We start from the raw sequence: 25,229 nt of genomic DNA, 5'->3' as shown, positions 1-25,229 counted from the left end.
CAGTGGATGCCAGTACGGTGCTCACGTGGCCAAACTCTTGCCAGGCGTCTACGAGCACCTGATCACGACCGAGATCCTTCGCGGCCTTGACACGGTCAGCAGCGACCTTCTGCAGCAGGAAAGGCTGGAGCAGGGGGATGCCACCCAAGTGTTGGTTCGGCATCTCACCGGGTTGGCGCGGCGCGCGTTGGAGATCGCTGCTGAGACCGACAAAAACAAGGACTCACTGGCAGCGCAGGTCAAGGTAGCTAACGGCATCGCCCAGGCCATCGGAGTTCTCGTAGCCGAGTCAGTGACGGAAGAGGACCACATCGCTGACGGACATGCCGTTTTGCTGGCGATCGCCGACGGCCGTCGTCCGGATGGCACCGTCACCTTCCCCGAGCGACCTGACGTTCCTCTCTCGACGAGCGCGCTTCTCGTGAACGGCCGTGACCAACCTCAGGTCGGCCCGGAGGTGATCAAGGAGCTCGCCTCGGCCGATCAGGTTGATCTGCTCTGCGCCTTCATCAAGTGGCATGGCCTGCGACTGATCGAGGATGCACTACGTCGCTTCACCGAGCGTGGCGGCAAGCTCCGCGTGATCACGACGACCTACATCGGCGCGACCGAACGCAAAGCGCTCGACCGGCTCATCGAGCTTGGCGCTGACGTCAAGATCAGCTACGAGACGCGAACAACGCGACTCCACGCCAAAGCGTGGCTCTTCCATCGCGGCTCTAGCCTCGACACGGCGTACGTCGGATCCTCCAATTTGTCGAAGACCGCCATGACCGACGGCAAGGAATGGAACGTCCGGATTGCCCGTGTCGAGCAGCCGCACCTGCTCGAGACGTTCCGTGCCACGTTTGAGGAGTACTGGGCCGATCCTTCCTTCGAAGCGTACGACCCTGAGCGCGACGCGGAGCGTCTCGACCTGGCGCTGACGAAGGAGAGCGGCGGCCCAGCCGATCTCCCTCTCCAGATCACCAACATCGCGGTGAATCCCTATCCCTACCAGCGCGAGATTTTGGATGAGCTCCAGGCAGCACGTGAGCTCCACAAGCACTGGCGGAACCTCGTGGTGATGGCTACCGGTACCGGCAAGACCGTGGTTGCCGCCTTGGACTACAAACGGCTCGTCGCCCAGGGCGCCGTCAACTCACTGCTCTTCGTCGCCCACCGGAAGGAGATCTTGGAGCAGAGCCTGCTGACGTTCCGCCAGACGCTCCAGGACGGCGCTTTCGGTGAGCTGCTCGTTGATGGTCAGCGCCCACAAGGATGGCGGCATGTCTTCGCGTCTATCCAGTCGCTGGCACGTCTGCCGATCGAGCCAGAGCGGTTCGACATGGTCATCGTCGATGAGTTTCACCACGCCGAAGCAGCCACCTACGCCCGGCTACTCGGCCACCTCCAGCCGAAGGCGCTGCTCGGACTGACAGCGACCCCTGAACGTACCGACGGCGCCGACATCATGCATTGGTTCGATGGAGGCAAGCCGGCTGTTGAACTCCGTCTTTGGGAGGCTTTGGAGCGAGACCTCCTGGTGCCCTTCCATTACTTCGGCATCCATGATGCGACCGACCTGTCGACGATCACGTGGCGGCGGGGCACCGGCTATGACGTCGCGGAGCTGACCAACCTCTACACCGGGCATCACGCTCGTGTAGCGATGGTGATCCAGGCCCTAACCGACAAGCTCGCCAGCCCGCGCGCCATGCGCGCCGTCGGTTTTTGTGTCAGCATCGCCCATGCCGAGTTCATGGCCGACCAGTTCAATCGGAAGGGCATCCCTGCTGTCGCGGTTACCTCGGCGACCGACCGCAGCGACCGTGAGCAGGCACTGCGAGATCTACGTGAGCGCAAGATCAACGCTGTCTTCACCGTGGACCTGTTTAACGAAGGCGTCGACGTGCCCCAGATCGACACCGTTCTTTTCCTACGGCCGACCGAGAGCGCGACCGTCTTCCTCCAGCAGCTCGGGCGGGGGCTGCGCTTCGCAGAAGATAAGCCCTGTCTCACCGTGCTGGATTTCGTCGGCCGCCAGAACACCAACTTCCGCTTCGACCTGCGCTACCGCGCCCTGACCGGAGACAGCGCTCGCCAGCTCGAGCGCGACGTGACCGATGGGTTTCCCACGCTCCCGGCAGGTTGCCATATCGATCTCGACCGCGAAGTTAGCAAGCTCGTACTGGAGAACCTCAAGCAGGCGATTGGCCAAAATAAGAGGGCGATCGTTGCCGAGATTCGTAGCCTCGCCGAAAAGCGCCTGATTGAATTCCTGGACGAGACACAGATCGAGCTCGAGGACCTCTACCGAGGATCTCGGGGAGGATGGGTCGGACTCCGCCGAGACGCTGGCGTCGAAAAGCGCATCCCTAGCGATCCCGTCGATGACAAGGCCCTCGCGTCGAGCATTGGGCGTATGTTGCACATTGACGACCCCGAGCGAATCACCTTTATACAAGACATCTTCTCTAGTGAGAAGCCACCTCAAGTGAACGGCTTCGACGCGCGTCAGCGTCGTCTCCTGGCGATGCTGCATGCCTCCATCGATAGCAGCCAGCCGCTGAGTTCCCTCGAACACAACATTGCTCGGTTCTGGCGCAACCCTGCGCGCCGAGAGGAGATCCTCGAGATCGCCGAGGTCCTCTCGGCCAGGCTCCACCGCATCACACCAGCACTGACTGAGGCGATGCACATCCCCCTTCATCTCCACGCCACGTACGCCAAAGATGAAATCCTCGCCGCGTACGGCATGGAGAAGCCACGGTCTTGGATGGCTGGCGTCCGCTGGATGCCGGACGAGCAAGCGGACCTCTTCTTCGTCACTATCAACAAGACAGAGCAGCACTTCTCTCCGCAAACCATGTACCGCGATCGAGCCGTCAGCCCGACCGAGTTCCAATGGGACTCACAACACACGACCGCGGAGACATCAGCGACCGGCCAGCGATACATCAACCACGTCGCGCGGCAGTCGACCGTTCACTTGTTCATTCGCGAGAACAAGGGAGATGCATACACCTACGCCGGTCCGATGCACTATCAGGACCACGAGGGCGAACGCCCCCTGCATATTCACTGGAAGTTGGCCAATGATCTCCCCGCTGACGTCTTCCGGTACGCCAAGGTCACGGCCGGCTGAGGTTGTGCAGGCCAGGTTTGCCGGCGGTGTAGAGCCACTTCTGGAAGAGCGGGCGGAGGTTCTTCTTCGTGTAGTGCTGGGCGAAGGCGATGAACTGCGCGGTGGTGGCATTGCCGTTGCGCTCGGTCTTGGGCCAGTCCTTCACCAGCTGGAAGAACGCGGTGTCTCCGATGGTGCGGCGGACCTGGTGCAGAGTCATCCCGGCGCGGAGGTACGTCAGTGGGTCGAAAATGTGGTCACGGCCTGGCTTGGCGACCTTGCCCTTCCACACCGTGGCCGGGGAGCGGTAGGCCGCGTCGAACATCTGCTGGACGGTCTTTCCGCCGTGCTGTTCGGTGTACAGCCATTCGGTATAGGTCGCGAAGCCCTCGTTCAGCCAGATGTCCGACCACTGCGCGGGGGTGACGGTGTCGCCGAACCACTGGTGGCCCAGCTCGTGGGCGAGCATGAACGCGGGCGGCAGGCCACCCGCGCGGCCGGTGGCGTACACCGGGCGGGTCTGGGACTCCAGGGCGTAGCCGACGTTCGGAGCGAGAACGATGATGCCGCCGACTGAGGAGAACGGGAAGCCTCCGTACAGCTTCTGCTCCCATTCGATGTCGTCGCCGGTGACCCTGTTGAGCTGGTTGGCGGCATCGGCCACCGTCTGGCCACCGGTGGTGGCGATCGCCTTCGGGTCGACGGCGGTGATGTTGCGGAGGCCGCTCTTCGTACGGGTGTCCCGGACCTCGAAGTGGCCTATGGCGATCATGACCAGTTCGCTGGCGGTCGGTTCGGGATTGGTCCAGCGGAAGGTCGTGGTGGCGCCCTGCGTCTGTTCGCCGGCCGGTTGGCCGTTGGCGAGGACCTTGAGCCCCTTCGGCACGGTCACGGTGAAGTCGTACGTCGCCTTGTCGCGCAGGCTCTCGTTGACCGGATACCAGGTCGCCGACCCGGTCGGCTGCGACAACGTCACCACGCCGTCGTGCCTGGGGATCCAACCGGAGACGCCGAGCGCCTTGTCCCTGATCGGCTTCGGGGCGCCGGCGTAGGCGATCTCGACCGTGAACTGCCGGCCCTTGGGGAGGCCGCTTCCGGGGGTGATGACGAGTTCCTGTCCGCCGGTTTGCTCGTACGTGGCGGGGCGCCCGTCGACCGTCACGTTCGAGACCTTCAGCGGGTCGCGCAAGTCCAGGTCGAACCGTGAGAGGTCCTGCAGGGCGCTGGCTCGTATCTTCGCCGTGGCGTTGATGGCCTTCGTGCCGACGTCGTAGGTGAGGGAAAGGTCGTAATGGTTGGCGTCGTAGCCGCCGTTGCCCATCTTCGGGAAGTACGGGTCGCCGGAACCCGCTGCTCCCGGCGTGAAGTCGTGCGTAGCGTCGGTCGGCTTGGCGGACGCAGAGTCAGAGCCCGAGTGTGAAGCCCCTGTGCACGCGACGGCCAGCGAGGCGCGCATGCCAGCCGTCACCACGGTCGCGACGACCTTCCGCGCCCGTGGGTTGATTCCTGCCATACCGAGGCTCCCGTTGTCTGCATGCTTTTAACAATCAGGAGAGCATCCTCCTCTACCTTTCATCCGGATATGCCGGATTATCGGAACCCGGCCTTCCGATGACGGCGATCAGTGGCTGGGCGGCCAGAAGCCCGACCATCGCGGCCACCGGACTTCCCGGGGAACCTCGGCAGGCTGCCTGGCGAGCAGATCGACGCCGTAGGTGGGCGTAGAACGGCCGCAGGCGCGTGAGGGGTCTCGGGACCGTGTTGTTGTGGCAGGGCGGTGATGCGGCTTAGCACTCCCGGCCCAGGAGCATGTGAGGGTAGCCCCGGTTGATCCGGTCACCGAGGCTCACGTCGAGTCCGTCGATGAACTTCTGGAGAAGTGCGACTGCCTCCTCGGCGCTCCCGGCCTCGCCTTTGAACTCGAACTCGACGAAATCCCCTGCGCTGGCCACGGTGTCGAACGCGACGGCGACCTCACCTGGAATGGTCCATTCCTCGCGAATCTTGTTCACTGTGACCAGCTTCGTGAAGGCGAGCGCGAGCAGAGTGCGGCGCAGTGCTTCGATGTCCTCGACAGCCGTCTCGTACTCGTCGCAATGCGTCTTGATCTCGGCATCCTCGGGATGCCACCGCTTGTAGTTAACCGATGCGCCGTTGTCGGTCTCGCGGAGACGCAGCCACTCGGACACCACGGCGGGGGCGAGGAAATCGCGGTGTGGGGCGTTGTAGTAGGTGTCCACCTGCCGGACGGCCGGGCCGTGCTCGCCGCCGCGTTCCTCTAACTCCTGCTTGATCTTGTCCGGCTCGGTAAGCGCGAACTTCCGCTCGACCTCGATGTACTTCACTGCCACTCTCCTTGATGGTGGGTCCCGTCCCCGTGGTCAGCCTAGGGATGGGGCGTCAGGGGGGCGTGGTGTTCCGGCGAGATGGGCACCGGGCTGGCTACTAAGGTGGACGAACGGTTCATGGGCAGGAGCGACAACAACGATGGGTGTTGACCGTCCAAGTGAGGCTGACTCGGCTAGCGAGGCCGAAGAAGGGCGGATGCCGCCCGATCGGCCAGGCGTTGAAGGATACCCATCGCGCGCTGAGAGCAAGCGCGTCGCTGCGGAGGCCAACAAAGACATTAAACCGCCCTCTGACCTGGCTCCTCAGCCCGTGATGGACAAGACCGCTTACTCACTCGGGAAATCCGAACAACACGACGCGGGCACGGAGCAGTCCGATGCTCCGAGGAAGCAGGATGGTGTCTCGGATACACAGGCCACGATCGATACCCAGGCGACCGTTGATGTAACCGGTCGTGACGGTGCTAACGCTGCCGACGTCGAGGACGATCACGATCGGCCAGCCGAAGGCGGTGAGTTCACGGCCATTTCTGGAGATGGTCTTTCTGAAGACGTCGCTCTTGCGGCTGATCTCTCGAATCCTGAGGTCGAGACGGGCCTCCTAGACAGGATAAAGAGAATTTCAAGCATACCTGAGCGCGATGATGCTCCACGGGAGATCCGTGGCGTCATTAACCGTTTGGACTATCAGGACCCAAAAGAGGATCCCGAAGCGGTTCCAGACCGGTACGGAAGGCCTCTCGATCGCGCCGACGGTACCCGTACGCCGCTTTTCAAAGGAGATCCAACTCGCGAGCAGGTTACACAGGGCGCCCTTCAAGACTGCGGCATCATTTCTACGTTGGGCGCTGTAGCGAGTCATCGCCCCGAAGCGATTCGAAACTGCATTCGCGAAACCGACGATGGCAACTATGAAGTGCGCCTACATGAGACCAAGTTTTCAGCGTCACATTTAAGATATGAGCCGACTGGGCGGATGATCACGCTAGAGATCACTCCCGAGATACCAGTTTTCGACAGCCAGCCAGATCGCCCGGCTTTCGCCGATCCCGGAAACAGCGGCACCGCTTGGGCGCCGATACTCGAGAAATCGATCGCCGGCAGCGATCGAACTTGGAGCGAAGAACGGCGAGATAAATGGCAACAGCGCTGGGAGGTTCAGAGCGGCACAAAAGAGGAAGCCCCTAGTGGCTACGTACGCCTTCACCAAGGAAGCAACCACAGCGAGCGCGCAGAGCTCCTTACTCAGCTAACAGGAGAGCCTTCAAAAGTGTGGGAATTTCCTACAGGCTATGACTCCTTCGGGCGCAGCCCCGACCGGCAGGTAGTGGACGAATTCCGCAGTCACCTTGCTGAAGGCAAACCCATACTGGTGGGGACGCGCGATCGACGACCAGGGGAAAAACAGCTCACAAATAATCTCGTTGACGGCCACGCTTATGAAGTGACAGACGTCGACAACGAAGGTAGGATCCACCTGTGGAACCCATGGAATAAGAAGCAGCCTTACCCGTTGACGGCGGCTCAGTTTCGGGCAAATATTAGGCCACGTTACAGCACCCTGGAGTAATCATGACAGTCCGCCAAATCGTTCTTCGGCATGGCATTCAATTCAATGCGAATATTGGTAGCTTCAGCGCCATATATGCAGAGGAAGACTCTGCTAGTGGTTCACCCGAAGTGCTCGTCAATATCGCAGCCGATGGAGAGCGCGAGTACGTACTCCATCCGGGTGATACCTTCACGGTACGGGATCAGACGTGGAAGCTGGCAAGCGTTAATAACCCTGGGCTGCATGATTGGACTGTCGTTCTAGAGCGGGTGGACTAGCGTCGTTCAGTGGAACGATCCTGCGGTCTAGACCTTCCCACCGCCCACAGGTTGATACGACAGGCAGCCGCAGAATATATTCCGAGCATCGGCGCGCTGTCGGTCGGCGACGATCAGCGGACGTCGACCGCGCAGGGCGGGCTTATGACCCGCTGTGCTTGTTTCGTACCGCCTCGAACGCGGCGTGCACGGCGACTTTCTCTTCGTCGGTGAGATCCATCGGTCGGTGGGCGAAGGCGTTGTCCGATGTGACCTGTGTTTCCAGCCCCGCCTGATGGGCGGTGGATGTAAGCGCGCCGACGACATGGAGCAGCAGGGAGATCGATTGTGTCGCCTCATCCACCTCCTGGTGAGCGTCGAACTTCTCGACCAGTCTCCGCAGTCCTCGCAACTCGTCATCGCGCTCAGAAGGGCCCGCCGTACGGCGCACCGGGGCGCGGAGGTCGTCCTGAAACGATGATCGATCACGAAAACGGCCATGCAGTGGCTCGCCCAGCGCGTCCAGGATGTCGTAGAGCCCGCCGTAGGCCCATTCGATCCGCCAGCCCGGCCACGTGGGCGCCATGACCGCCAGCACCGCAGCGCGGTAGGCGACGTCCTCGTAGCAGTGCGAGTGCCAGAGCAGGCGACGCTCGTCATGGTCGATCAGCGCGGCCGCCTCGCACTCCAACTCGTCCAGCCACCGGTCGCAGGACTGCTGCCCCTGAGCGAACCGGGTTGCCGCATTCGGGCCGGCGAGCAGATCCAGCTCCATGGAATGTGCGCCCCAGTGCGTGTAGCGACGCTTCCACGAACCGTCGGCTTTCACAACGTAATGCGCACGAGAGCCCATGAACTTAATGTAATCACATCATCACGTAGCGCAAAGCATTGACGCCCTCCCTCGTAGCGCGAGCCGTAGCCCGGAGCGAGCGGGCAACCGCTGCGGCGAGCAAGGTCAACACTCAGGCAATCCGGAGTTTGCCGAGTTCTTTCCCACGGGAAGAACCCGTCGAGGGGTGGTGATGCGCAGGGTTCTCGTGGCGGTGGCGCTCGTCGTGGCGCTGTGTGGCGGGTGTGCCGGCTCCGGCATGCCACGGCCCGTGAGCAGTTCGACCAGTTGGAGTCGGGAGCGGTTTCTCCGTGCTCACCCGCCCACCGGCACGCCGACCGCCGAGCCTGCCGGCTTCGGGAAGAAGGTCGGGGCGCTCTTCTCCCACGACACCAAGGGCGACCACTTCTGCACGGCCAGCGCCGTCGACAGTCCCTCCCGCAATCTCATCATCACGGCCGCTCACTGCGTGCACTCCGGTGAAGGCGGCGGATACGTCAGTGACCTCGTCTTCGTCCCCGGCTACCGCAACGGGAACGCCCCGTACGGCGTCTGGAAGGTCAAGGCGCAGTTCGTCGACGACCGGTGGGCGAAGGGGTCCGATCCCGACCTCGACGTCGGGTTCGCCGTGCTTCAGCCGCTCAACGGCAAGAACATCGCCGACGTCCTCGGGGCCAACCTGCTCGGGATCAACCAGGGGTTCACCAACCTCGTCCGGGTCACCGGCTATCCCAAGAGCTCCGACAAGCCTGTCACCTGCATCAACCGCACCACCAGAGAGCTCAAGTACCAGATGCGGTTCGCCTGCAACGGCTACGCGCCCGGCACCAGTGGCAGTCCCTGGCTGACCCACTACGATCCGAAGACAAAACGGGGCGAGGTCGTCGGGGTGATCGGCGGGTACCAGCTCGGCGGTCTCGAGGACGCCGTCTCCTACAGTGCCTACTTCGACGACGATGTACGGAAACTGTACGAGCGCGCCATCGGGCAGGCGTAACCGAACGAAGACAGGGATCATGGACGTCGACGTCGTAGTCATCGGTATGGGTCCGGGCGGGGAAGAGGTCGCGGGGAGTCTCGCGGCGGCCGGGCTGAGCGTGGTCGGGATCGAGAACAACCTGGTCGGCGGCGAATGCCCCTACTGGGGCTGCATTCCGAGCAAGGCCATGGTGCGGGCGGGCGACGTACTGGCCGAGGGGCGTCGCGTGCCGCGGTTCGCCGGGTCGGCGGACATCGAGGCGAGCTGGGCGCCGGTCGCGGGACGGGTGCGCGAGGTCACCAGCGCATGGGACGACGGCGCCGCCGCCGAGCGCTTCACCGGCAAGGGCGGCCGGCTCGTGCGCGGGGCCGGGCGGATCACCGGGCCGAAGGAGGTCACGGTCGGCGACGAGGTCTTCCGTGCCCGGCGGGGTGTGGTGATCGCGACCGGTACGGCCCCGGCGGTGCCGCCCATCGACGGGCTGGAGGGCACCCCGTACTGGACGAACCGCGAGGCGATCGAGGCGGAGACGCTGCCCGAGTCGCTCGCCGTCCTGGGCGGCGGCGCGATCGGGTGTGAGCTGGCGCAGGTGTTCGCGCGGTTCGGCACCCGGGTCACGATCCTGGAGGCCGGGCCGCGGCTGCTCTCGCTGGAGGAGCCGGAGTCGGGCGAGCTGCTCCGCGCGACCTTCGAGAACGAGGGCATCGACGTTCGCGTCAACGCCAAGGCCGAGCGCGTACGGCACGACGGCGACGGCTTCGTGATCAACGACGACCTGCACGCCGAACGCTTCCTCGTCGCCGTCGGCCGTCGTACGAACCTGGCCGGGCTCGGGCTCGGGACGGTCGGGCTCGACGAGAGCGCGCGGTTCGTCGAGGTCGACGACCGGATGCGGGCGGCCGACGGCGTGTGGGCGGTCGGCGACGTGACCGGCAAGGGCGCGTTCACGCACGTCGCGGTCTACCAGGGCCGGGTCGCCACCCGCGACATCCTCGGCGAGGACGGGCCGGGGGCCGACTACCAGGCGCTGCCGCGCGTCACGTTCACCGACCCGGAGATCGGCGCCGTCGGGCTCACCGAGCGTCAGGCGCGCGAGCGGTACGCCGACGTCCGCGTGCACACCACCGACCTGGCGAACAACTCGCGCGGCTGGCTGCACCGGGCCGAGGGCTTCCTCAAGCTGATCGAGAGCGAGGGCCGGCTCGTCGGCGCGACCTCGGCGGGCCCGATGGGCGGCGAGATCCTCGGCGCCCTGGCGGTCGCGGTTCACGGCGAGGTCCCGGTCGAACGCCTCCGGCAGATGATCTACGCCTTCCCGACCTTCCACCGGGCCATCGACGCCGCACTCCTCTGACCCCTGACGCCCGCGCTGATCGGTGGCACGATGTGCCGGGAGGTTGGGATGCCGGATCCGTTGTTGTTACGCCCGGGAGATCCGGAGACGATCGGGTCGTACGATCTGACCGGGTTTCTCGGCGAGGGCGGGCAGGGGGCCGTCTACCTCGCGGAGAACGCCGACGGCGACCGTGTGGCGGTCAAGGTGCTGCACGCCAGGTTCGCCGGGGACGACCGTGCCTTACGACGGTTCGTACGAGAGGTCGACGCCACACGCCGGGTCGCGCGGTTCTGTACCGCCCGCGTGCTGGAAGTGGCCGTCAGCGGCACCCAGCCGTACATCGTCAGTGAGTACGTTCCCGGCGAATCGCTCAAAGAGCTGATCGCTCGTGACGGGCCCCGGGAAGTCGGGGCGCTGGAGCGGCTGGCGGTCAATACGGCCGCCGCCCTGGCGGCGATTCATCGGGCCGGGATCGTCCATCGCGACGTCAAGCCCAGCAACGTGCTCATGGGGCCGGACGGGCCGCGCGTCATCGACTTCGGCATCGCCCGCGCCCTCGACCACGTCACCACCCAGTCCACCGGACTGATCGGCACGCCCGCCTACATGTCTCCCGAGCAGATCGCCGGCGGCGGCATCGGTCCCGCCTCGGACATGTTCTCGTGGGCCCTCACCCTCGTGTACGCGGCCGTCGGCAGACCCGCGTTCGGCGGTGACAGCGTGCCCGCGGTCATGCACCGCATCCTCACCGGCCAGCCCGATCTGTCCGGCGTCCCCACGCCCCTACGCGATCTCATCGCGGCGGCACTCGCGAAAGACCCCGAGCAGCGCCCGACCGCGAATGACGTGCTGCCCGCCCTGGCCGGTCCGCCGACGGCACAGAGGCCGGTCGTCCTCGGGCCGCCGAAGGACGACGCCCCCTTCGCAGCCGTACGGTCCGACGCGTCCTCCGAGCCGGCCGTAGCGCCGCCGGACGAGGTCACCCACGAGCCGACCGTGCAGGTATCGGACGATCAGACCGGCGAGCCGACTCTGACGGCACCCGGCCATCACACCCCCGAACCGACCTCGATGCCACCAGACGATGCCATCCTCACGCCGGGGGTGATGGCACCGCGCGATGCCGCCCCGGAGCAAGGGGTCATGGCACCACGGGACACCACTCCCGGACCGGGGGTGATGGCACCGCGCGAAATCGCCGTCACGTCCGAGCGACGCCCGATGACCCGGCGCAAGGTCCTGCTGACCGCGGTCGGCGGCCTCGCCGGGGTGACCGTGCCGACCGGCCTCTACTACCGGCTCCACGACAGGCACGGGACGGCCTCCCACCTCGAGCTCGCCGCCGTTCTCAGAGGCCACAGCGCCGAGGTCCGTGGAGTGGACTTCGGCCCCGACGGGAGGTTCCTGGTCAGCGGTGGCCGCGACGGGATACGAATATGGAACGTCGCCACCCAGAGCGGCGTCGCGACGCTGGCCCTCAACGTCGCCGTCACGTCGGTGGCCTTCAGCCCGGACGGCCGAATCCTGGCCGCCGGCACGGAGTCCCACAGGGTCGAGTTGTGGAACACCTCCACGGGCCGTCTCACCGCCACGCTCGAAGGGCACAGCTCTCCGGTCGGCTGTGTCGCCTTCAGTCCCAACGGCAAGATGCTGGCCAGCGGAGGTGGCGACGGCACCATCCGCCTGTGGGACCCGGTCGAGCGGCACCACATCGCCACGCTCACCGGGCACACCGCCGTCGTCGGCTCCGCGGCGTTCAGCCCGGATGGCAAGACTCTCGCCACCAACGGCTCCAACCGGGTCTGGCTGTGGAACCCGGCCAAGCGGCGTCGCGTCGCCGCCCTCAGCGACTACGGAGCCAGTGTCAACGCCGTGGCGTTCAGCCCCGACAGCAAGATCCTCGCAACCGGCGACGGCGACAGAACCGCGCGTCTGTGGGACGTCGGACGCCGACGTGTCGTGGCCACTCTCACCGGGCACACCGGCGCGCTGTCGGCCGTGGCGTTCAGCCGCAATGGTGGTTTCCTCGCCACCGGCGGCACGGACCGGACAGTACGGGTGTGGGAGATGGCCGGCCGACGCGCCATCGCCACCCTCACCGGGCATACCGGTTACGTCGAGGGTGTGGCGTTCAGCCCCGACTACACGCTGGCCAGTTGCAGCGACGACAAGACGGTCCGGCTGTGGACGTTCCGATGAACGTGACGCCGTCAGTGAGCCGGTTTCTTCGGTTCGATGGCCGGGCGTTCCCGGTGTTCGCCGTTCGGTAGCGGTACGAGGTCCTCCGTGTACAGGCGGTTCAGGCGGCGGCGGAGGCGGGCCGTCGGGCGGCGGGCCTCCTTCGGTTCGACGCCGGCGCTGTCCGGTCGCGGTTCGGGCAGCCGGTGGGGCAGGCGGCGGCCGCGGAGGACCGCTTCCTCGTCGGCGTCGAGGGGGCGGTCGGCCTCCTCGTACTCGCCGGAGGGGCGGCGGATGATCCTGCCGGTCTCCACGCCGTGTTCGAGTGTCTCGCGTTCGCGCCGCTGGAGGCCCAGGGCGATCCGGCGGGAGATCATGAACGCGAGGATCGGGCCGATGATGATCGCGATCCGGAAGAACCACGTCGTGCCGAACAGCGGGATGTTGAACGTCTTGGCGATGATGTCGTTGGCGCCGGCCGCCCACAGCAGGCCGTAGAACGTCACACCCGCCATGCCGATGCCCGTACGGGCGGGCACGTCGCGTGGCCGGTCGAGCAGGTGGTGGATCTGGTAGTCGCCGATCGCCCAGCGTTCGAGGAACGGGTACACGGCGAGGAACGTGAAGAGCAGGCCCGGGATCGCCAGTGCCGGGATCAGGACGTTCATCGGGATCGTGTGGCCGAAGGCGTTGATCTCCCACGACGGCATGAGCCGCAGCGAGCCCTCCAGCCAGCCCATGTACCAGTCGGGCTGCGAGCCGGCGCTGATGTGACCCGGGTTGTACGGGCCGAACAGCCAGATCGGGTTGACCTGGAAGGCCACCGAGAGCAGCGCGATCCCGAAGAACACCCACATCTGGAACGCCAGCGTCTTGATGACGAAGGACGGCCAGAACACCTTGCCCACGACGACGCGGTCGGTGCGGCCCTTGCCGGGGAACTGGGTGTGGGTCTGCCGCCAGGTCAGCACGACGGCGTGCAACGGGATCAGGGCCAGCAGGATCAGCGGGATCAGCAGCACGTGGATGGTGAACAGCCGCGGGATGATCGCGTCGCCCGGGAACGTCCCGCCGAACAGGAACATCGTCAGGTACGACCCGACGATCGGGATCGCCAGCAGCACGCCCTCGAGGATGCGGATGCCGGTGCCGGACAGCAGGTCGTCCGGGAGCGAGTAGCCGAACAGGCCGTTGAGCATGACCAGCAGGAACAGGATGACGCCGATCACCCAGTTCAGCTCGCGGGGCTTGCGGAAGGCGCCGGTGAAGAAGTTCCGCAGCATGTGCGCGATGATCGCGCTCAGGAACACGATCGTGCCCCAGTGGTGGAGCTGCCGTACGAGGAGGCCGCCGCGCACGTCGAAGCTGATCCGCAGCGTCGACTCGTACGCCTCGCTCATCCGGACGCCGCGCAGCGGCACGTACGAGCCCTTGTAGACCACGTCGGTCATGCTGGGTTTGAAGAAGAGCGTCAGGAAGATCCCGGTCAGCACGATGATCACGAACGAGTACATCGCGACCTCGCCCAGCAGGAACGTCCAGTGATCGGGGAAGACCTTCCTCAGCGCCTTCTTCAGGAAGCCGGCGAGCCCGAGGCGTTCGTCGATCCCCCGGGCGACCTCGCTCAGCGGTCTAGCAGCCATACCGATCTCCAGATCCGACGGCCGCGCGACCGTCTTCGGTTATCGGGCGCCCTCATCCATTAATACCCCTGTGACCTGCGCGAATCCGCATCTACCCGCCCATCCGCCGCCAGGCCGTCCTGCCGGTCGCGTACCTTTTCGGCGTGGACAGGTTCGTACGGCGTGGTGATCTGGTGCTCGCCGCGGTCGTCGGAGCGGTGGTGCTGGCCGGCACCGTGTTCTACACCGACGGCTTCCACATCGGTGACCTCAAGGCGTACGCGATGGTCGTCGTGGGGGTCGCCGCGCTGACCGTACGGCGACGGTTCCCCCTGTTCGCCGTCACCCTCGCGGGCCTGTCGACGGGGTTCTACTACGTCGGGCCGTTCCCCGACGGGCCGGAGATGCTCACGTTCGCGGTCGCGTCGTTCCTCGCGGTGGCGGAGGGGCACCGGCTCGCCGGCTACCTCGGCACGGCCGCCGGGCTGGCGGTGTTCGGCTCGGCGGAGTTCGCCGTCGGCCCGCCCCACGTCGGGCGGTTCGTGAGCGTTCTGGCCTGGGTGCTCGTGGTGCTGTGCGCGGGCGAGGTGTTCCGCTACCACCGCGCGTACGTCATCGAGGCCCGGCGGCGCAAGGACGAGGCGGAGCGCACCCGCGAGGAGGAGTTCCGGCGGCGCGCCACCGAGGAGCGGCTGCGCATCGCGCGCGAGGTGCACGACGTGCTCGCCCACCAGATCTCGCTGATCAACGTGCAGGCCGGCGCCGCGCTGCACCGCCGCGACCCCGAGCAGGCGTACGCCGCGCTGGACGCGATCAAGGACGCCAGCAAGCAGACGCTTCGGGAGCTGCGGCGGACGCTGGGCGTTCTGCGGCAGGTCGACGAGGCGCAGCCGCTCAGCCCCGCGCCCTCGCTCGACCGGATCGACGACCTGATCTCCCAGACCAAGGACGCCGGGCTGCCGGTACGCCTCGTCGTGTCCGGCGAGCAACGAGACCTGCCCACCCCGGTCGACCTGGCGGCCTACCGCATCGTGCAGGAGGCGCTCACCAACGCCGTACGGCACGCCGGCGAGGCGACCGCGACGGTCCTCGTGCGCTACGGACCCGACCAGGTGGTGGTCGAGGTGTGCGACGACGGCGCGGGCACCGGTGCGGCCGAGGGCAACGGAATCCGGGGAATGCGGGAGCGGGCGGCTACGCTGGGCGGCACGCTGGCCGCGGGTCCGCGCCCCGGCGGCGGCTTTCTCGTACGCGCCTCGCTGCCCCTGACCGAGACGGTGTGATCATGACCGACGTGGGCCCCCCGATCCGGGTCATGCTGGCCGACGACCAGAAGCTCGTACGGGCCGGTTTCCGCTCGATCCTCGACGGCGAGGACGACATCACCGTGGTCGCCGAGGCGGGTGACGGCGCTGAGGCGGTGCGCATCGCCGCGCAGACGCGGCCCGACGTCGTCCTCATGGACGTCCGGATGCCGGTGCTGGACGGGCTGGAGGCGACCAGGCGGATCGTCGCGGACCCGCGGCTGTCCGACGTGCGGGTCGTGATCCTGACCACCTTCGACCTCGACGACTACGTCTACACCGCGCTCAAGGTGGGGGCCAGCGGCTTCCTGGTCAAGGACACCGACCCGATCGAGCTGATCCACGGGGTGCGCGTGACGGCGCGCGGCGACGCGCTGCTCGCCCCGTCGGTGACCCGGCGCCTGATCGCCGAGTTCGCCACCCGCATCAAGCTCCCGCCGCCCGCACGCGACCTGGAGCAGCTCACCGAACGCGAGCGCGAGGTCATGACGCTGGTCGCCGGCGGCCTGTCCAACGACGAGATCGCCACCCGGCTCGTGGTCAGCCCGGCGACGGCCAAGACCCATGTCAGCCGCGTGCTGACCAAGCTCGGCGCCCGCGACCGCGCCCAGCTCGTCGTGCTCGCCTACGAGTCGGGGATGGTACGGCCCGGCTGGCTCGGCTGAGCACCCCCGGCCTCACCTCATGAACCCTTGGGCGACTATTCATTGAATGTATAGTTGCTCGTATGTCTATCGGGCATGTCCTACTCGGCCTGCTCACCGAGCGGCCCAAGCATGGTTACGAGCTCAAACGCGAGCACGATGATCGGTTTCCCGGGGTGAAGCCGATCGCGTACGGACAGGTGTACGCCACCTTGCAGCGCCTTGAGCGTGACGGAAAGGTCGCCGTGAGCGGCACCGCGAAGGAGGGCGGGCCCGAACGCGTCGTCTACGAGATCACCAGCGTCGGCACGGACGAGGTGCGCCGTTGGCTGGCCGAGATCGAACCGCCCGCGCCCTACGTCTCCAGCGCGCTGTCCACGCGGGTCGTCCTGGCGCTGATCGTCGGGGGAACGGCGGATGGATACCTGCTGCGGCAGCGTGCCGCCCACCTGGAGCGGATGCGCGAGCTGACCGCCCGCAAGAACACCGCCGGGATCTCGGCCGGCGAACTGCTCGCCACCGACTACGCCCTGCATCACCTCGACGCCGACCTGCGCTGGCTGGAGACGGCCCGGCAGCGCATCGGCGAACTCACCAAGGAGATCCGCCCATGACCCTGCTGGAAGCCCGCCGTATCGAGAAGACGTTCGGCCGTACGCACGCCCTGCGCGGCGTGTCCGTCGCGATCGAATCCGGCGAGGTCGTCGCGATCACCGGGCCGAGCGGCTCGGGCAAGTCGACGCTGCTGCACTGCCTCAGCGGGATCATGTGCCCCGAGGCCGGCGAGGTCCACTACGACGGGCGACGGATCGACACGCTCGACGAGGCGGCGCGCACACGGCTCCGCCGTGATGCGTTCGGCATCGTGTTCCAGTTCGGCCGGCTCGTCCCTGAACTGACCGCGGTGGAGAACGTCGCGCTGCCGCTGCTGTTCAACGGTGACGGTCGCGAGAAATCCGCGACAGTGGCCCGCGACTGGCTGGAGCAGATGGACGCGCTCGACGTCGCGGACGCGCGGCCCGGGGAACTGTCCGGGGGCCAGCTCCAGCGTGTCGCGATGGCTCGCGCCCTGGTCACCGGCCCGAAGGTGGTCTTCGCCGACGAGCCGACAGGAGCGCTGGACTCCCTCGCCGGCGAAAAGGTGCTGGGCCTGCTGCTGGAAGCCGCCCGGGTGAACGGCTCCACGGTCGTACTCGTCACCCACGACAATCAGGTCGCCGCACATGCGGACCGGGAGATCGTGGTACGCGACGGGGCCGCTGCCGGGGTGGTCGCGTGATGACCTTGCTGCGGGTCGCGGGAATGCTCGGACGCGGCGGGTCACGTGCCGAGCGCGCCCGCGCCCGGCTCGTCGCCGTCGGTGCGGCGCTCGCCACCTGGTTCCTGTTCGGCGCGGCCAACGTGCTCGCCCTGCACGGGCAACTCGACGACCGGCTAGGCCCCATCGCCAACCGGGGCACGCGTCCCGGCACCGCCTTCGCGTTCGGCCTGATGATCCTTCCGATCGCCGCCTTCCTCCACCAGACGGGGCGGCTGGCCTCGGCGGACCGGGAGCGACGGCTCGCCGCGCTTCGGCTTACCGGGGCGACACCGGCACAGGTGAGGCTGCTCGGTGCGTTGGAGACGACCCGCTCCGCCGCGCTCGGCACGGTGTGCGGCGCCATCGCCTACGTCCTACTGGAATGGTCGATCCGCGGGCTACTGCTGCACCTGCCGACGACGGCGGCCGGGGTGCCTCCGGCCCTGGGCCTGGCCGCCATGGCGCTGGTCATCGCCGTCGCCGCCGTCTCCGGCCTGCTCGCCGGGCGCCATGTCGTCACCAGCCCGCTCGGCGTGACCCGCCGTGCCACCCGGCGGCGACCCGGCCGGCGTGTGCTCCTGGTTCCCGTACTGGGCTGCGTTCCCATGGTCGCCCGGTTCGCCGGTCTTCCGGTCCCGTACCGCCCGTACTCCCTCCTGCTCGGCGCCGGATTGTTCGCCGTCGGGATGATGCTCTCCACGAGCCTGCTGGTCTGGGCGTCCGCCCGGGTCGCCGGGCGCCGAGCACGATCGGCGGAAACGCTGCTCGCGGCCCGCGCCCTGGAAACCGACGCCCGCCCGTGGGGCCGCACGATGTCCGTCCTCGGCCTGGCCGTGGCCATCGGCAGCGGCACCGGGTGGATCGAAGCGGGGATCATGGACGACCGGCACACGCTCGATCCGTTCTGGCTGACCAGCTTCACCCTCGTCGACCTGGCGCTGCTTGTGGCGATGGCCGTGACGGCCGCCGCCCTTCTCGTGCACCAGGCCGAGTACCTCATGGAGCATGGCCCGGTGCTGGCCACACTCCGAGCCACCGGCGTCGCCGACGGCGACTTGCGCCGTGTTCTCCTGCGGCAGGGGATCATCGCCGCGGTCCTGCCCTGCTCTGTCGCGGCGCTGATCGGCCTCCTCGGCCTGACCGATACCGGGGGACTGCACAACGAGACCTGGGCGTGGTGGCCGGTGACGAATGCGGTCCTCATGGCCGCCCTCGGCGTGCTGGCGGCGACGCTCACCACCAAGGCGTCACAGCGCCGGCTCCAACGCGCGGTCTCCCCCGGCCGCCTCCGCACGGAATGATCAGCGCACCGGCCGGCGGCCCAGGGTCGATCCCGGCCGGTGCGGCCCCCGGGTGACCGAGACCTCCGGTTCCCTGGACGCCGTCGCCTCCGAACTCGACTCCAGACAACGCGAAACGCTCGGCCGGCGAACGCCGGCCGAGCGCATCGCTGAATTCCTCACCACAACCAGCTGACCACCGATGTCGCGACGACCGGTTGAATCCGCCGGTTATGACGTCAAGCCGGGAACAGAGGTCCTTGGCGCCCGAGGGTCATCGGGAGGTCTCGGTGATCGTGCCGTTCAGCACCTGCCGGCTTTGTGCCGTGCCATCGCAGATCAAGTTGTACTGCGTGCCGGCCGGCACGGCCGTGGCGAGGATGACCGGTGCGGTGTCTCCGGCGGCGATGGTGCGAGACCGGCCGAGGTCGACGCCGTCGCGCTGTTCGGCAAAGCAGGACAGGCCGTGGTGCTTGGAGGTCACCCGGACGGCGATCTGGTATCGACCGGCCGAGGACGGCGTGGAGCCGTTGCGCAGGAACACGATCTGGCCCTTGGCCGGCTCGATCTGGTTGAACCAGTGCGACGCGGTCCGGCTCGCCTTGAGCGCTGGGGTGCCGGCCGAGGCCTCGTGGGTCCAGACGCCCGTCGTGACAGCGGCGGCCAGCACGGCCGCGCCCGAGCCGAGCAGGACTCCGAGAGATCGACGTTGCATGACGAAATCCCTTCTATTCACTGAATGTATACTCGTAGTGAATAGCACCTTGAGACTCCCTGTCAAACGCGTCGTCGGCGCCGAATATCACGTGTCGGACGGTCCGGCCGGGCGGGCTGAGAGGCTCGTACATTCCGCGATGTACGCCGCCACCTCCCCTGCATCTCCGGATGTACGTGGCATGTAGCGCGCAGCCGGACGCGTTCGCGGGGGTTCCTCCGGTTGAGTGAGACCGGCCGGTGTCGCCTGGCCGCACTCGACCTGGAGGGCTTCCGTTGAGCACACTGTCGCTCGCCCGGCTGCTGTTCGCGATCACGGCGGGCACCCACTTCCTGTTCGTCTCGCTGACGCTGGGGCTCGCCGCGCTCGTCGCGATCACGCAGACGCGGGCGGTCGTCACCGGCGACCCGGTGAGGCTGCGGATGGTGCGCTACTGGGGCCAGCTGTACGTGATCAACTACGCGGTCGGGATCGTGACCGGGCTGCTCATGGAGTTCCAGTTCGGGCTGAACTGGCCCGGTCTGACCGATCACGCGCAGGACGTGTTCGGGGCGCCGCTCGCGTTGGAGACGCTCGTCGCGTTCTTCGTCGAGGCCACGTTCCTCGGGCTGTGGATCTTCGGCTGGGACCGGCTGAACCGCTACGCGCACCTCGCGGTGATCTGGGTCGTGACGCTGACCGCGTACGTCTCGGCCTACTTCGTCCTGGTCGCGAACGGCTTCATGCGGCGTCCCGTCGGCTTCCTCCGCGTGGGCGACGAGCTGCGCGTCCACAGCGCGGCCGACCTGCTCACCAACTCCGCCGCGCTGCTGCCGCTCGCGCACGTCACCGCCGGGGCGTTCCTGGTCGCCGGGTTCTTCATGGCCGGGGTCAGCGCCTGGCACCTGCGGCGCGCCCGTATCGGCGAGCCGGTGGACCTGGAGTTCTTCCGGCGCTCGCTGCGGATCGGCCTCGTTTCGGCCGTCGTCGCCGTGGTGCCGTCGGCCGTGTTCGGCGGCCTGCAGTTCTCGATCATCCCGGACGGCGACGGCAAGTCCGTGCTCAGCGGGATCGCGAGCGAGGTGATGATGGCGGCCTGGCTGTGGATGTTCGGTGTCGCGGTCGCCGCGCTGGTCAAGCTGCCGTTCACCGGCTGGCTGCTGCGCGGGCGGGCCTTCCTGCGCACGGTGATGATCACCCTGCCGGTGCCGTACGCCGCCATGATGTTCGGCTGGATCTACCGCGAGGGCGGCCGGCAGCCCTGGCTGATCCAGGGGGTGCTGCGCACCGAGGACGCCGTACGGCCGATGGGGCACGGCGCGATGCTCGCCACGACGGTCGGCGTCAGCGCGCTGTTCGCCGTCCTGGCGGTCGTGAACATCGTCCTGCTGCGGCGGTTCGCCCGGCGGGGACCGGACGCGGCCGCGCTCGGCCGCCCGGCGCCCGCCGAGAGCCTCGAGCCCGTTCCCTCCTTCTGAGGAGCTTCTTCCGTGGACACCCTCGCGTACGCGCTGCTCGGCTTCTTCGGCGTCGGCTACTTCGTCCTGGGCGGCGCCGACATCGGCGTCGGCATGCTGTTGCCCTTCCTCGGCCGCGACCGGCGGCTGACGCTCGCGGCGATCGCGCCGTTCTTCCTCGGCAACGAGGTGTGGCTGGTCGCCACGGGCGGCCTGCTGACCGCGCTGTTCCCGGGCCTGGAGGCCGAGGTGTTCGGCCGGATCTGGGGCGCGCTCGTCGTGCTGATCGCCGCCTGGATCGTCCGCGACATGGGCCTGTGGCTGCGCGGCCGGGGCGACGGCGCGGCCTGGCGCACGTTCTGGGACGGGGCGACCGTGGCGGGCAGCTGGGCGGTCGCGGCATCGTGGGGCGTCGCGGTCGGGCTGCTGATGGGCGGCGGCGCGCCGCTGTTCGCGGTGACGTCGTGCGGGGTGTTCGCGCTGCACGGGGCGGTCTTCGCGGCACTGCGGCTCGGCACGCACACGCCGCTCGCCCGCCGGCTCGCGCCCGTCGCGCTGGTGACCGGGGTGCCGTGCGCGCTCGGCGCCGGGGCCGGCCACCTCGGGCGAACCGCACCGTACGCCGCCGGGCTCGCCCTGCTGCTGGTGCTCGCGTGGGCCGCGCTGGGCGCCCGGCGGTACGGCGCGGCGCTGGCGTCCTCCGGGCTCGCCATCCTCGTCGTGCCGCTGCTCGCGGCGGTGAACCTCCCGGACGCCACCGCCGCCGAGGACGCCGGGCTGACCGTGACCGTGGCGTTCGTGATGCTGCCGCTGCTGGTCGCCGCGCAGGCATGGGTGTGGTGGACGTTCCGCGGCCGGGTCGACGGACCCTCGTACCTGTGACGTACGTGCTGCTCGCGCTCGCGCAGGGCCTCCTCGTGGTGGCCCAGGCCGACCTGCTGTCCCGGGTGCTGGCCGGGAGCGCCCTGCTGCTGCCGCTCGCGGCCGTCGTCGCCGGACGCGCCGTGCTCACGCTGGGCCAGGGGACGGTGGGCGGATGGACCGCCGCGCGGCGCAAGCGGGCGCTGCGCGGGCGGCTCCTCGAACGCGGCGCCGACGTCACGCTGCTCGGCCGCGGCCTGGACGCCCTGGACCCGTACTACGCCGGCTACCTGCCGCAGCGGTACGCCGCGGCGGTGGTGCCCCTCGCCGTGCTCGTACGGCTCGCGGTCGCGGACCCGCCGTCGGCGCTGATCGTCGCGGTGACGCTGCCGCTGATCCCGGTGTTCGGGGCGCTCGTCGGCCTACACACGCGGCGGGCGACCGAACGCCAGTGGGCGTCGCTGCACCGGCTCGGCGGGCACTTCCTCGACGTCGTGACCGGGCTGGGCACCCTGCGCGCGTACGGCCGGGACCGGGCGCAGGCCAGGGTGGTGCGCGCGATGGCCGACGGGCACCGGAGGGCGACCCTGCGGACGCTGCGGATCGCGTTCCTGTCCTCGTTCGTGCTGGAGATCGCCGCCACGCTGTCGGTGGCGCTCGTCGCGGTGCCGGCCGGGCTGCGGCTACTCGACGGCTCGCTGGACCTGCGGACGGCGCTGCTCGTGCTGCTGCTCGCGCCCGAGGCCTACCTGCCGCTGCGGTCGCTCGGCACGCGCTTCCACGCGGCCGCCGAGGGCCGCGCGGTGCTCGATCAGGCCGAGGCGGTGCTCGCCGGGGACGGTCCGGCGACCGGTGCCGTACGGGTCCGGCCGGGGCGGATCGCGGTGGAGGACATCGTCGTGCGCTACGCGGATGACCGCGCGCCGGCGCTGGAGGGGTTCTCGTTGACCGTGGAGCCGGGCGAGCGGGTGGCGCTCACCGGGCCGAGCGGCGCGGGCAAGAGCACGCTGCTGCGGGCCGTGCTCGGCTTCGCCCGGCCGGAGTCCGGCCGGATCCTCGTGGACGGGGTCGACCTCGCCGAACTGGACCTGGCCGCGTGGCGGCGGCAGGTCGCGTACGTGCCGCAGGCGCCGCACCTGTTCGCCGGGACGGTCGCCGACAACATCCGGCTCGGCCGCCCGGAGGCGAGCGACGCCGAGGTCCGCCGGGCCACCGAGGCCGCGTGCGCGCACGAGTTCGTCGCGGAGCTTCCGGACGGGTACCGCACCGTGCTGGGTGAACGCGGCCTCGGGCTGTCCGCCGGGCAGCGGCAGCGCCTCGCGATCGCCCGCGCCCATCTGATGGACGCGCCGGTCGTCGTGATGGACGAGCCGACGGCCCGGCTCGACCTGCGCGGCGAGGCGCTCGTCGCCGAGGCCGCGCGGCGGCTCCTCGACGGGCGCACCGCGCTGCTCGTGGCGCACCGCCCGGCGCTGCTGTCGGTCGCCGACCGGGTCGTCCACCTGACCCTGCCCAAGGTGGCCGCATGATCGCCCGCGTGATCGGAAGAAGACACATGGCCGCGCTGGCCTGGGCGGTGGCCGCGGGCGTGGGCGGTGAGCTGTCCGCGGTCGGGCTGACCGCCTGCGCGGCCTGGCTCATCGCGCGGGCCGGGCAGCAGCCGCCGCTGTCCGCGCTGGCCCTCGCCATCGTGGGCGTACGGGCGTTCGCCCTGTTCCGCGGCGGTCTGCGGTACGTCGAGCGGCTCACCGGCCACGACGCCGCCCTCCGCGTCCTCGCCGACCTGCGGGTGCGCACGTACGACGCGCTGCGTCGCTCGGCGGACCCGTCCCTGGGCGCGGTGGGCGCGGGCGGGCGGGACGCGGACCTCGTCCAGCGGATGGTCGCCGACGTGGAGTCGGTGCAGGACCTGCTGCTGCGCTGTCTGCTGCCCGCGATGGTCTCCTGGGCGGTGGGGCTCGCCGCGGTCGTCCTCAGCGTCGTGCTGCTGCCGGCCGCCGGCGCGGTGCTCGCCGCCGGGATCGTCCTCGCCGGGGCGGCGCTGCCGGCCGTGGCCGCGCTCGCGTCCCGCGCGGGCGCGCGAAGAGTCGCCGCCGCCCGCTCCGACCTGGCCGTACGCGGCCTGGACGTGGCGCGCGGCGCGACCGACCTGGCGGCGTTCGGGGCGACGGAGCGGTTCGTCGCCCGCGCCGAAGAGGCCGCCGCGCGGCTGGAACGCGCCGAACGCCGGTCCGCGGCGGTCGAGGCGACGATGAACGCCCTGGGCACCGCCGTCCAGGGCCTGACCGCGCTCGCCGTGCTGTGGGTGGCCCGGCGACACGGCGCGGACGCCGTGCCGGTCACAGTGCTCACGCTGACGGCACTCGTGGCGGTGGAGGCCGTCGTGCCGGTGGCCGACGCCGCGCGGCGGTTCGTCGAACTGCGTCCCGCCGCCCGCCGCGTCACCGCCCTGCTCGCCTCCGCTCCGCCCGAACCGGCCGTCGCGCGGCGCGTGCGGGTTCCCGCGCGGCCCGGCATCGAACTGGCCGGGGTGCGCGCCGCGTACGGGAGGGCGGTCGCGCTCGACGGCGTCGACCTGCGCGTGCCCTTCGGCCGCAAGGTGGCGATCGTGGGGGCGAGCGGCGCGGGCAAGAGCACGCTGCTCGGGGTGCTGGCCGGAGAGACGCGGGCGCGCGGAGCGGTGCTGCTCGGGGGCGCGCCGCTGGACGCCTACGACGCGGCGGACGTCCGCGCGGCCGTGCGCGGCCTGACGCAGGACGCGCACGTGTTCACCGCCTCGATCCGGGCCAACCTCGCGCTCGCGCGGCCCGACGCGTCCGCCGCCGACCTGGAGGCCGCCGCGCGCCGCGCCGGACTGCTCGGCTGGATCGGTTCACTGCCGGACGGCTGGGACACGCCGGTGGCGAACGACGGGCTGTCGGGCGGCCAGCGCCAGCGGCTGCTGCTCGCCCGCGCCCTGCTCGCCGACCCGCCGGTGCTGCTGCTGGACGAGCCGGCGGAGGGACTGGACCTGTCGACGGCCGACCGGCTCGTCACCGACGTGCTCGGTGACGAGCGCACGGTCGTCCTCGTCACTCACCGCCTCGCTCCCCTGAAGGCGGCCGATGAGATCGTGGTCCTCGACCGAGGCAGGATCCTTCAGCGCGGTCCCCACGACGCGCTGGCCGCTGTGCGCGGACCCTACCGTGACCTGTGGGAGGCCGAACGCCTCCACACGGATCACTCGGTGGGCGTGAAGACCTGATGAATGATGCCGCGGCGGTGCCGGCCGTGGTAGGACGTCTCCGCCTCCCCCGCCGGGTCGATCTTGGCGAGGTACTCACTCTCGGCGTCGATGAGGCGCTCGAGCTCACCACGGTCGAGGAAGACCCCCTGGCAGCCCGCACACTCCTCGATCACCACTCCGTTGCGGTCGTGCGTGTCCCACTTTCCCGCGCACTTCGGACAGTACAACCCCGTGTCAGCCATCGTTCGGCTCC

At 68.7% G+C, this 25,229-nt stretch carries 21 protein-coding genes; 15 read left to right on the top strand and 6 right to left on the bottom strand.

What is annotated here, in order from left to right; translation table 11 throughout:
- The first annotated feature begins 25 nt into the window (after window positions 1-25).
- Window positions 26-3,127 carry a DUF3427 domain-containing protein gene (locus ACQEV1_RS03400; protein ID WP_433391025.1) on the top strand — a complete coding sequence of 1,034 codons (3,102 nt, stop codon included), beginning with the start codon at window positions 26-28 and terminating at the stop codon, window positions 3,125-3,127.
- Here ACQEV1_RS03400 and ACQEV1_RS03395 read toward each other — a convergent pair.
- Together ACQEV1_RS03395 and cyaB are read right to left on the bottom strand one after the other, a co-directional pair.
- Entirely contained in the window at window positions 3,114-4,619 is a 1,506-nt protein-coding gene (locus ACQEV1_RS03395) for a M1 family metallopeptidase (RefSeq protein ID WP_433391022.1), read from the bottom strand. The genes ACQEV1_RS03400 and ACQEV1_RS03395 overlap by 14 nt on opposite strands.
- A 274-nt stretch (window positions 4,620-4,893) precedes the next feature.
- On the bottom strand, window positions 4,894-5,451 hold the full coding sequence (gene cyaB, locus ACQEV1_RS03390; RefSeq protein ID WP_433391019.1) for a class IV adenylate cyclase: 558 nt from the start codon (window positions 5,449-5,451) through the stop codon (window positions 4,894-4,896).
- Between the two features lie 142 nt (window positions 5,452-5,593).
- On the opposite strand from cyaB, the gene ACQEV1_RS03385 reads away from it, so the two are divergent.
- Both ACQEV1_RS03385 and ACQEV1_RS03380 read left to right on the top strand, forming a co-directional pair.
- Window positions 5,594-7,024 carry a C2 family cysteine protease gene (locus ACQEV1_RS03385; RefSeq protein ID WP_433391017.1) on the top strand — a complete coding sequence of 477 codons (1,431 nt, stop codon included), beginning with the start codon at window positions 5,594-5,596 and terminating at the stop codon, window positions 7,022-7,024.
- 2 nt (window positions 7,025-7,026) lie between these two features.
- Window positions 7,027-7,284 carry a DUF6406 domain-containing protein gene (locus ACQEV1_RS03380; RefSeq protein WP_432705670.1) on the top strand — a complete coding sequence of 86 codons (258 nt, stop codon included), beginning with the start codon at window positions 7,027-7,029 and terminating at the stop codon, window positions 7,282-7,284.
- A 142-nt stretch (window positions 7,285-7,426) separates the two neighbouring features.
- Here ACQEV1_RS03380 and ACQEV1_RS03375 read toward each other — a convergent pair whose 3' ends face one another.
- Window positions 7,427-8,116, bottom strand: coding sequence for a hypothetical protein (locus ACQEV1_RS03375; protein WP_433391014.1), 690 nt, complete (start codon window positions 8,114-8,116; stop codon window positions 7,427-7,429).
- Window positions 8,117-8,288: 172 nt separating this feature from the next.
- On the opposite strand from ACQEV1_RS03375, the gene ACQEV1_RS03370 reads away from it, so the two are divergent.
- Genes ACQEV1_RS03370 through ACQEV1_RS03360 form a run of 3 tightly spaced genes read left to right on the top strand, consistent with a single transcriptional unit; the run spans window position 8,289 to window position 12,609 of the window.
- Window positions 8,289-9,092 (top strand): trypsin-like serine peptidase, encoded by an 804-nt coding sequence (locus tag ACQEV1_RS03370; protein WP_285635065.1) that lies wholly within the window; start codon window positions 8,289-8,291, stop codon window positions 9,090-9,092.
- Window positions 9,093-9,111: 19 nt separating this feature from the next.
- Window positions 9,112-10,428, top strand: a complete 1,317-nt coding sequence (locus tag ACQEV1_RS03365; protein ID WP_433391010.1) for a dihydrolipoyl dehydrogenase family protein — start codon at window positions 9,112-9,114, stop codon at window positions 10,426-10,428.
- Between the two features lie 48 nt (window positions 10,429-10,476).
- On the top strand, window positions 10,477-12,609 hold the full coding sequence (locus ACQEV1_RS03360; RefSeq protein WP_433391006.1) for a protein kinase domain-containing protein: 2,133 nt from the start codon (window positions 10,477-10,479) through the stop codon (window positions 12,607-12,609).
- An 11-nt stretch (window positions 12,610-12,620) separates the two neighbouring features.
- On the opposite strand, the gene qcrB is transcribed toward ACQEV1_RS03360, so the two are convergent.
- The gene (gene qcrB, locus ACQEV1_RS03355) at window positions 12,621-14,231 is read right to left on the bottom strand and encodes a cytochrome bc1 complex cytochrome b subunit (RefSeq protein ID WP_285635059.1); all 1,611 of its coding nucleotides are present in this window, start codon (window positions 14,229-14,231) and stop codon (window positions 12,621-12,623) included.
- A 143-nt stretch (window positions 14,232-14,374) separates the two neighbouring features.
- Between qcrB and ACQEV1_RS03350 the strand changes: the two genes are divergently transcribed.
- The 5 genes from ACQEV1_RS03350 to ACQEV1_RS03330 all read left to right on the top strand — a co-directional run bounded on the left by ACQEV1_RS03350 (window position 14,375) and on the right by ACQEV1_RS03330 (window position 18,759).
- Window positions 14,375-15,493 carry a sensor histidine kinase gene (locus ACQEV1_RS03350; protein WP_285635056.1) on the top strand — a complete coding sequence of 373 codons (1,119 nt, stop codon included), beginning with the start codon at window positions 14,375-14,377 and terminating at the stop codon, window positions 15,491-15,493.
- Window positions 15,494-15,495: 2 nt separating this feature from the next.
- Window positions 15,496-16,179, top strand: a complete 684-nt coding sequence (locus ACQEV1_RS03345) for a response regulator (protein WP_433391002.1) — start codon at window positions 15,496-15,498, stop codon at window positions 16,177-16,179.
- A gap of 62 nt (window positions 16,180-16,241) precedes the next feature.
- Window positions 16,242-16,772 (top strand): PadR family transcriptional regulator, encoded by a 531-nt coding sequence (locus ACQEV1_RS03340; protein WP_285635054.1) that lies wholly within the window; start codon window positions 16,242-16,244, stop codon window positions 16,770-16,772.
- On the top strand, window positions 16,769-17,437 hold the full coding sequence (locus ACQEV1_RS03335) for an ABC transporter ATP-binding protein (RefSeq protein ID WP_433390998.1): 669 nt from the start codon (window positions 16,769-16,771) through the stop codon (window positions 17,435-17,437). The genes ACQEV1_RS03340 and ACQEV1_RS03335 overlap by 4 nt, the downstream gene beginning before the upstream one ends.
- Complete coding sequence (locus ACQEV1_RS03330; protein WP_433390995.1) at window positions 17,437-18,759, top strand: FtsX-like permease family protein; 1,323 nt, start codon at window positions 17,437-17,439, stop codon at window positions 18,757-18,759. The genes ACQEV1_RS03335 and ACQEV1_RS03330 overlap by 1 nt, the downstream gene beginning before the upstream one ends.
- A 253-nt stretch (window positions 18,760-19,012) precedes the next feature.
- Here ACQEV1_RS03330 and ACQEV1_RS03325 read toward each other — a convergent pair whose 3' ends face one another.
- Window positions 19,013-19,453: a hypothetical protein gene (locus ACQEV1_RS03325; protein WP_433390993.1), complete on the bottom strand. Its 441-nt coding sequence runs from the start codon at window positions 19,451-19,453 to the stop codon at window positions 19,013-19,015.
- A gap of 275 nt (window positions 19,454-19,728) precedes the next feature.
- Here ACQEV1_RS03325 and ACQEV1_RS03320 point away from each other — a divergent pair, with 275 nt between their 5' ends.
- The 4 genes from ACQEV1_RS03320 to cydC are packed head-to-tail and all read left to right on the top strand — an operon-like array spanning window position 19,729 to window position 24,994.
- Window positions 19,729-20,910, top strand: coding sequence for a cytochrome ubiquinol oxidase subunit I (locus ACQEV1_RS03320; RefSeq protein WP_433390990.1), 1,182 nt, complete (start codon window positions 19,729-19,731; stop codon window positions 20,908-20,910).
- Between the two features lie 12 nt (window positions 20,911-20,922).
- The gene (locus ACQEV1_RS03315; RefSeq protein ID WP_433390988.1) at window positions 20,923-21,771 is read left to right on the top strand and encodes a cytochrome d ubiquinol oxidase subunit II; all 849 of its coding nucleotides are present in this window, start codon (window positions 20,923-20,925) and stop codon (window positions 21,769-21,771) included.
- Window positions 21,768-23,279, top strand: a complete 1,512-nt coding sequence (cydD, locus tag ACQEV1_RS03310; RefSeq protein WP_433390985.1) for a thiol reductant ABC exporter subunit CydD — start codon at window positions 21,768-21,770, stop codon at window positions 23,277-23,279. Before ACQEV1_RS03315 ends, cydD begins: the two co-directional genes overlap by 4 nt.
- Complete coding sequence (gene cydC / locus ACQEV1_RS03305; RefSeq protein WP_433390982.1) at window positions 23,276-24,994, top strand: thiol reductant ABC exporter subunit CydC; 1,719 nt, start codon at window positions 23,276-23,278, stop codon at window positions 24,992-24,994. The genes cydD and cydC overlap by 4 nt, the downstream gene beginning before the upstream one ends.
- On the opposite strand, the gene ACQEV1_RS03300 is transcribed toward cydC, so the two are convergent.
- Window positions 24,970-25,218 (bottom strand): zf-TFIIB domain-containing protein, encoded by a 249-nt coding sequence (locus tag ACQEV1_RS03300; protein WP_285574509.1) that lies wholly within the window; start codon window positions 25,216-25,218, stop codon window positions 24,970-24,972. The two genes, cydC and ACQEV1_RS03300, sit on opposite strands and share 25 nt — an antisense overlap.
- Window positions 25,219-25,229 lie beyond the last annotated feature (11 nt).

It is taken from the genome of Actinoallomurus sp. CA-142502 (assembly GCF_050936355.1).
In the GTDB taxonomy this organism is placed as follows: Bacteria; Actinomycetota; Actinomycetes; order Streptosporangiales; family Streptosporangiaceae; genus Actinoallomurus; species Actinoallomurus iriomotensis.
The sequence above is the reverse complement of the archived record's forward strand: the minus strand, read 5'-3'. Positions and strand labels throughout refer to the sequence as shown.

What these genes read in the sequence shown, in the direction of transcription:
- ACQEV1_RS03385 (WP_433391017.1), top strand. Translation starts at nt 5,594, where the DNA reads ATGGGTGTTGACCGTCCAAGTGAGGCTGACTCGGCTAGCGAGGCCGAA.
- ACQEV1_RS03380 (WP_432705670.1), top strand. Translation starts at nt 7,027, where the DNA reads ATGACAGTCCGCCAAATCGTTCTTCGGCATGGCATTCAATTCAATGCG.
- qcrB (WP_285635059.1), bottom strand. Translation starts at nt 14,231, where the DNA reads ATGGCTGCTAGACCGCTGAGCGAGGTCGCCCGGGGGATCGACGAACGC.
- ACQEV1_RS03335 (WP_433390998.1), top strand. Translation starts at nt 16,769, where the DNA reads ATGACCCTGCTGGAAGCCCGCCGTATCGAGAAGACGTTCGGCCGTACG.
- ACQEV1_RS03370 (WP_285635065.1), top strand. Translation starts at nt 8,289, where the DNA reads ATGCGCAGGGTTCTCGTGGCGGTGGCGCTCGTCGTGGCGCTGTGTGGC.
- ACQEV1_RS03360 (WP_433391006.1), top strand. Translation starts at nt 10,477, where the DNA reads ATGCCGGATCCGTTGTTGTTACGCCCGGGAGATCCGGAGACGATCGGG.
- ACQEV1_RS03365 (WP_433391010.1), top strand. Translation starts at nt 9,112, where the DNA reads ATGGACGTCGACGTCGTAGTCATCGGTATGGGTCCGGGCGGGGAAGAG.
- ACQEV1_RS03330 (WP_433390995.1), top strand. Translation starts at nt 17,437, where the DNA reads ATGACCTTGCTGCGGGTCGCGGGAATGCTCGGACGCGGCGGGTCACGT.
- ACQEV1_RS03325 (WP_433390993.1), bottom strand. Translation starts at nt 19,453, where the DNA reads ATGCAACGTCGATCTCTCGGAGTCCTGCTCGGCTCGGGCGCGGCCGTG.
- ACQEV1_RS03395 (WP_433391022.1), bottom strand. Translation starts at nt 4,619, where the DNA reads ATGGCAGGAATCAACCCACGGGCGCGGAAGGTCGTCGCGACCGTGGTG.
- ACQEV1_RS03345 (WP_433391002.1), top strand. Translation starts at nt 15,496, where the DNA reads ATGACCGACGTGGGCCCCCCGATCCGGGTCATGCTGGCCGACGACCAG.
- cydC (WP_433390982.1), top strand. Translation starts at nt 23,276, where the DNA reads ATGATCGCCCGCGTGATCGGAAGAAGACACATGGCCGCGCTGGCCTGG.
- ACQEV1_RS03300 (WP_285574509.1), bottom strand. Translation starts at nt 25,218, where the DNA reads ATGGCTGACACGGGGTTGTACTGTCCGAAGTGCGCGGGAAAGTGGGAC.
- ACQEV1_RS03375 (WP_433391014.1), bottom strand. Translation starts at nt 8,116, where the DNA reads ATGGGCTCTCGTGCGCATTACGTTGTGAAAGCCGACGGTTCGTGGAAG.
- ACQEV1_RS03340 (WP_285635054.1), top strand. Translation starts at nt 16,242, where the DNA reads ATGTCTATCGGGCATGTCCTACTCGGCCTGCTCACCGAGCGGCCCAAG.